We start from the raw sequence: 5547 nt of genomic DNA on the forward strand, positions 1-5547 counted from the left end.
CGGGCTGGGGCGGTCAACCGCCCGCCGGCCCCGGCGGGTACGGCAGCTACGGAGGTCCCGGCGGCCCTGGTGGCTACGGCGGCCCCGGCGGTTACGGCCCCGGCGGACACCCGGGCTGGGGAGGCGGCTGGGGCGGTCCCCCGCCCGCGGCCAAGCCCGGCGTCATCCCGCTCCGCCCGCTCGGCGTCGGCGAGATCCTCGACGGCGCGGTGTCGACGATGCGTACGCACTGGCGCACCGTGCTCGGTATCTCGCTGACCGTGGCGGTCTTCACGCAGATCGCCGTGATCCTGCTCCAGGGCTTCGTCCTGGACGACAGCGCCAGCACGGAGACACTCAACGACCCCAGCGCCACCGCCGGCGAACTGTCGCGCGCCCTGGGCGACAGCCTCCTGAACTCCGGCGCCGTCCTGCTGATCACCCTGCTCGGCACGATCGTGGCGACCGCCCTGCTCACGACCGTGACCAGCCGCGCCGTGCTCGGCAAGTCGGTGACCACCGCGGAGGCCTGGAGCGACGCCCGGCCGCAACTGCCCAAGCTCTTCGGCCTGACCTTCCTGCTGCCCCTCATCGCCATCACGGTCGGCGCCCTGGGCACACTGCCCGGCATCCTCGTCGGCCTCGCCGGCGGAGGTGACGGCGCCATCGCGCTCGCCGTCTTCGGTGGCCTGGCCGCGGCCGTCGTCGCGCTCTGGCTGATGATCCGCTTCTCGCTGGCCTCGCCCGCCCTGATGCTGGAGAAGCAGAGCGTCCTGAAGTCGATGAGCCGCTCCGCGAAGCTCGTCCGCGGCTCCTGGTGGCGGGTCTTCGGCATCCAGCTGCTCGCCACGATCATCGCGAACATCGTGGCGTCGATCATTGTGATCCCGTTCGCCTTCCTCGCCTCCGCGCTCAGCGGCGAGGGGGTCACCGGCTTCCTCAACACCGGCACCGGCGACCTCGGCTGGACGTTCCTCGTCATCAGCGGGATCGGCTCGGTGATCGGCTCCATGCTCACGTTCCCGATCACCGCCGGCGTATCCGTGCTCCTCTACATCGACCAGCGCATCCGCCGCGAGGCCCTCGACCTCGACCTGGCCCGCGCGGCCGGTGTCCAGGACTACGGCTCCGGCGCCCCCGGCTCCACCCCCGGGAGCTGACGGAGTGAGCCTGGCGGGGGGAGTTCTCACAGCGGTACTGGCGCTGCCACGCGCCAACGGGACGGCCGTACTCGCGCTGTCGCGTGGCGAAGGCGAACCGCCGGTCACGATCCCGCGCGACGCCGCGCAGGAAGCGGCCCGGCGCGAGCTGTCCAAGCGGATGTACCACGAGAACGACCCCAGCCTGCTCGAACGCGCCCTGGACGCCTTCTGGGAGTGGGTCGACAAGCTGTTCAACGCCGCCTCCGCCGCGACACCGGGCGGCGCACTCGGCCTCCTCGTCGTCGTCCTGGCGGCCCTGGCCCTCATCGGCGCCCTCTGGTGGCGCCTCGGCACCCCACGTCGCGGCCCGACATCTGCGGCCCCACTCTTCGACGACCGGCCGCGCAGCGCCGCCGAGCACCGCGCGGCCGCCGAGGCACACGCGGCCCAGGCCCACTGGAACCAGGCCGTCCAGGAGCGCATGCGCGCCGTCGTGCGCTCCCTGGAGGAACGCGCCCTGCTCGACCCCCGCCCCGGCCGCACCGCCGACGAGGCCGCCGCCGAAGCGGGCCGCACACTCCCCGCCCACACGGACCGACTGCGCGCCGCCGCCCGGGACTTCGACGACGTGACGTACGGCGGACGAACGGCCGGCTCGGAGACGTACCAACGCCTCTCGAAGCTCGACCGCGAACTGGAACGCACCAGGCCGGTCCTCGTGAGCAGCACCCACAACACGGCCCACAGTGCCCACCAGGGGGCCGCCGAGTGACCACCGAGGCCCCCGCATCCGAGGCGCCCGAGGCCACCCCGCCGTCCACCTCGGCCTCTCCCACCGCCCGTCGGCTGTGGACCCGCTCGCGCGGTGTGCTGCTCGCGCTCGTGGTCCTCCTGGGCGCGGCCGTCGCCATCGCCGCGGTCCGCTCGGACGCCGAGAGCGGCAGCCTCGACCCGCGCTCCGCAGACCCCTCCGGCAGCCGCGCCGTCGCCGAACTCCTCGCCGACCAAGGTGTGTCCACCCGCGTGGTCACCACCCTGGAAGAGGCCGCGGCCGCCACAGGCTCCGACACGACCCTGCTGGTCGCCCGCCCCGACCTGCTGACCGACCGTCAGCAGGAGCGCCTCCACTCTGCGTTCGCGAACTCCGGCGGCCGTACCGTCCTCGTCGCCCCCACCGCCCCGTCCGTCGGGACACTCGCCCCGGGAGTCGACGCCGATCCCGCGCCCAGCTTCGACACCACGCTGTCGCCCAACTGCTCCCTGCCCGCCGCCCGACGAGCGGGCAAGGCCGAAACGGGCGGCATCCGCTACACCACGAGCGCGCCCGGCGCCGACTCCTGCTACCCCGGCGACGGCGTGCCCACCCTGCTGCGCATCCCGGCGGCCGAGGGGAACGGCGACACCGTCGTACTCGGTGCTCCCGACATCCTCCAGAACGAACGCCTCGACAAGCAGGGCAACGCCTCGCTCGCCCTCCAACTGCTCGGTTCCCGCCTCCACCTGGTCTGGTACCTCCCCTCGCTCTCCGACGAATCGGCCACCGACGCCGGTGACCGCAGCTTCTTCGACCTGATGCCCTCGGGTTGGCTCTGGGGCACGCTGCAGCTCTTCTTCGCCGCGATCCTGGGCGCCCTCTGGCGCGCCCGCCGCCTCGGCCCGCTCGTGCCCGAGAAGCTCCCCGTCGCGATCCGCGCCTCCGAAACCGTCGAAGGCCGCGCCCGCCTCTACCGCAAGTCCAATGCCCGCGACCGCGCCGCCGCGGCTCTTCGCTCCACCACCCGCACCCGCCTCGCCCCCCTCGTCGGCGTTTCCCCCGCCCAGGCGCACGCGCCCGAGGCCCTGCTCCCCGCCCTGTCCGCCCAGCTCCGCCGGGAAGGACAGGCCCTGCACTCACTCCTCTTCGGGCCGCCACCCCGCGACGACGCGGCCCTCATCGCTCTCGCCGACCAACTCGACGCCCTCGAAAGAGAGGTACGCCGTCCATGATGGCCCCGACCACTGACAACGCCGGGTACACCGGGGATCCGGGCACCGCCCGCTCCTCCCTGGAAGCCCTGCGCGCCGAGATCGCCAAAGCCGTGGTCGGCCAGGACCCCGCCGTGACCGGCCTCGTCGTCGCCCTCCTCTGCCGCGGACACGTCCTGCTCGAAGGGGTCCCCGGAGTAGCCAAGACGCTGCTCGTCCGGGCCCTGGCATCGGCACTCGAACTCGACACCAAGCGCGTCCAGTTCACCCCCGACCTGATGCCGAGCGACATCACGGGCTCCCTCGTCTACGACTCCCGCACCGCCGAGTTCTCCTTCCAGCCGGGCCCGGTCTTCACGAACCTCCTCCTCGCCGACGAGATCAACCGCACGCCGCCCAAGACCCAGTCCTCGCTCCTCGAAGCGATGGAGGAACGCCAGGTCACGGTCGACGGCACCCCCCGCCCGCTCCCCGAGCCGTTCCTGGTCGCCGCGACCCAGAACCCGGTCGAGTACGAAGGCACGTACCCCCTCCCCGAAGCCCAGCTGGACCGTTTCCTCCTGAAGCTGACGATCCCTCTCCCGTCCCGCCAGGACGAGATCAACGTCCTCAGCCGCCACGCGGAGGGCTTCAACCCGCGCGACCTGCGCGCCGCAGGCGTACGCCCCGTCGCCGGCCCCGCAGACCTCGAAGCCGCGCGCGCGGCGGTCGCCAAGACCACGGTCTCCCCCGAAATCACCGGCTACGTAGTGGACATCTGCCGCGCCACCCGCGAATCCCCGTCCCTCACCCTCGGCGTCTCCCCGCGCGGCGCGACGGCGCTCCAGGCCACGGCCCGCGCCTGGGCCTGGCTGACCGGCCGCGACTACGTCATCCCCGACGACGTGAAGGCCCTCGCGCTCCCGACCCTCCGCCACCGCATCCAACTCCGCCCGGAAGCAGAGATGGAGGGCGTGACGGCCGACTCGGTCATCAACGCGATCCTCGCCCACGTCCCCGTACCCCGCTGATGGCCCTCACCGGACGCGCCGCCCTCCTGGCGGCCCTCGGCACCCTCCCCGTCGGCATCTGGGAGCCCAGCTGGACGGGCATCCTCGCCGTGAACGTCCCGCTGGCCCTCGCCTGCGCCTGCGACTTCGCCCTGGCGGCCCCCGTACACAGCCTCGGCCTGACCCGCTCCGGCGACACCTCGGCACGCCTCGGCGAAACAGCCGACGTCACCCTCACGGTCACCAACACGTCCAACCGCCCTCTGCGCGCCCGCATCCGCGACGCCTGGCCCCCTAGCAGCTGGCAGCCCGGCACGGAGATCGCCGCGTCCCGCCACGAACTCACCGTCCCCGCAGGCGAACGCCGACGCGTCACAACCCGTCTGCGCCCCACCCGCCGCGGCGACCGCCACGCGGACCGCGTCACCATCCGCTCGTACGGCCCACTCGGCCTCCTCGCCCGCCAGGGCAGCCACAAAGTCCCCTGGACGGTACGCGTCCTGCCCCCCTTCACCAGCCGCAAGCACCTCCCCTCGAAGCTCGCCCGGCTGCGCGAACTCGACGGCCGCACCAGCGTCCTGACCCGCGGCGAAGGCACGGAATTCGACAGCCTCCGCGAGTACGTCCCCGGCGACGACACCCGTTCGATCGACTGGCGCGCCACCGCCCGCCAGACCACGGTCGCCGTACGCACCTGGCGCCCCGAACGCGACCGACACATCCTCCTGATCCTCGACACGGGCCGCACGTCAGCGGGCCGCGTCGGAGACATCCCCCGCCTCGACGCCTCCATGGACGCGGCTCTCCTCCTCGCAGCCCTGGCCTCCCGCGCCGGCGACCGCGTGGACCTCCTCGCCTACGACCGCCGCGTACGAGCCCTCGTACAAGGCCGGTCCGCAGGTGATGTCCTTCCCTCCCTGGTCAACGCCATGGCCCGCCTCGAACCGGAACTCCTCGAAACGGACGCCCGCGGCCTGACCTCCACCGCTCTCCGCACGGCCCCCCGCCGCTCCCTGATCGTGCTGCTCACGACCCTCGACGCGGCCCCCATCGAGGAAGGCCTGCTTCCCGTACTCTCCCGCCTCACCCAGCGCCACACAGTCCTCGTCGCTTCGGTGTCCGACCCCCACATAGAGCGAATGGCAGCCGCAAGGGGAAACACCGAAGCCGTGTACGAGGCCGCCGCGGCAGCACAGGCCCAGGCAGAACGTCACCGCACCGCGGAAACACTCACCCGCCACGGAGTGACTGTCGTCGACGCCACCCCGAACGACCTGCCGCCGGCCTTGGCGGACGCGTATCTGGCACTCAAGGCAGCGGGCCGCCTTTAATCACTGCAGAAATGCAGGAGGCAGAGGACAGGTGGCAGGGAAAGAGCCGCCATAAACAGCCCTGAAACGCAAGAAAGCCCCCGCACCGAAGTGCGGGGGCTTTCCCATAAAATTTGTTCGGCGGTGTCCTACTCTCCCACA

Annotated in this window: 5 protein-coding genes; all 5 read left to right on the top strand. The window is 72.4% G+C overall.

Features of this window, described 5'->3' with window-relative positions; translation table 11 throughout:
- On the top strand, positions 1–1139 hold a 1139-nt coding region (locus O3Q52_RS47910; protein ID WP_269654748.1), incomplete at its 5' end, for a hypothetical protein.
- 4 nt (positions 1140–1143) lie between these two features.
- Entirely contained in the window at positions 1144–1893 is a 750-nt protein-coding gene (locus O3Q52_RS47915; RefSeq protein WP_269654749.1) for a DUF4129 domain-containing protein, read from the top strand.
- On the top strand, positions 1890–3107 hold the full coding sequence (locus tag O3Q52_RS47920) for a DUF4350 domain-containing protein (protein ID WP_269654750.1): 1218 nt from the start codon (positions 1890–1892) through the stop codon (positions 3105–3107). Before O3Q52_RS47915 ends, O3Q52_RS47920 begins: the two co-directional genes overlap by 4 nt.
- The gene (locus O3Q52_RS47925) at positions 3107–4096 is read left to right on the top strand and encodes a MoxR family ATPase (RefSeq protein WP_189843516.1); all 990 of its coding nucleotides are present in this window, start codon (positions 3107–3109) and stop codon (positions 4094–4096) included. The genes O3Q52_RS47920 and O3Q52_RS47925 overlap by 1 nt, the downstream gene beginning before the upstream one ends.
- Positions 4096–5406, top strand: coding sequence for a DUF58 domain-containing protein (locus O3Q52_RS47930; RefSeq protein ID WP_269654751.1), 1311 nt, complete (start codon positions 4096–4098; stop codon positions 5404–5406). The genes O3Q52_RS47925 and O3Q52_RS47930 overlap by 1 nt, the downstream gene beginning before the upstream one ends.
- Positions 5407–5547: the final 141 nt, after the last annotated feature.

It is taken from the genome of Streptomyces sp. ActVer, from assembly GCF_027270795.1.
Taxonomy (GTDB): Bacteria; Actinomycetota; Actinomycetes; order Streptomycetales; family Streptomycetaceae; genus Streptomyces; species Streptomyces umbrinus_A.

Excerpts from the sequence above, each read along its gene's own strand:
- O3Q52_RS47925 (WP_189843516.1), top strand. The coding sequence starts at position 3,107 with ATGGCCCCGACCACTGACAACGCCGGGTACACCGGGGATCCGGGCACC.
- O3Q52_RS47930 (WP_269654751.1), top strand. The coding sequence starts at position 4,096 with ATGGCCCTCACCGGACGCGCCGCCCTCCTGGCGGCCCTCGGCACCCTC.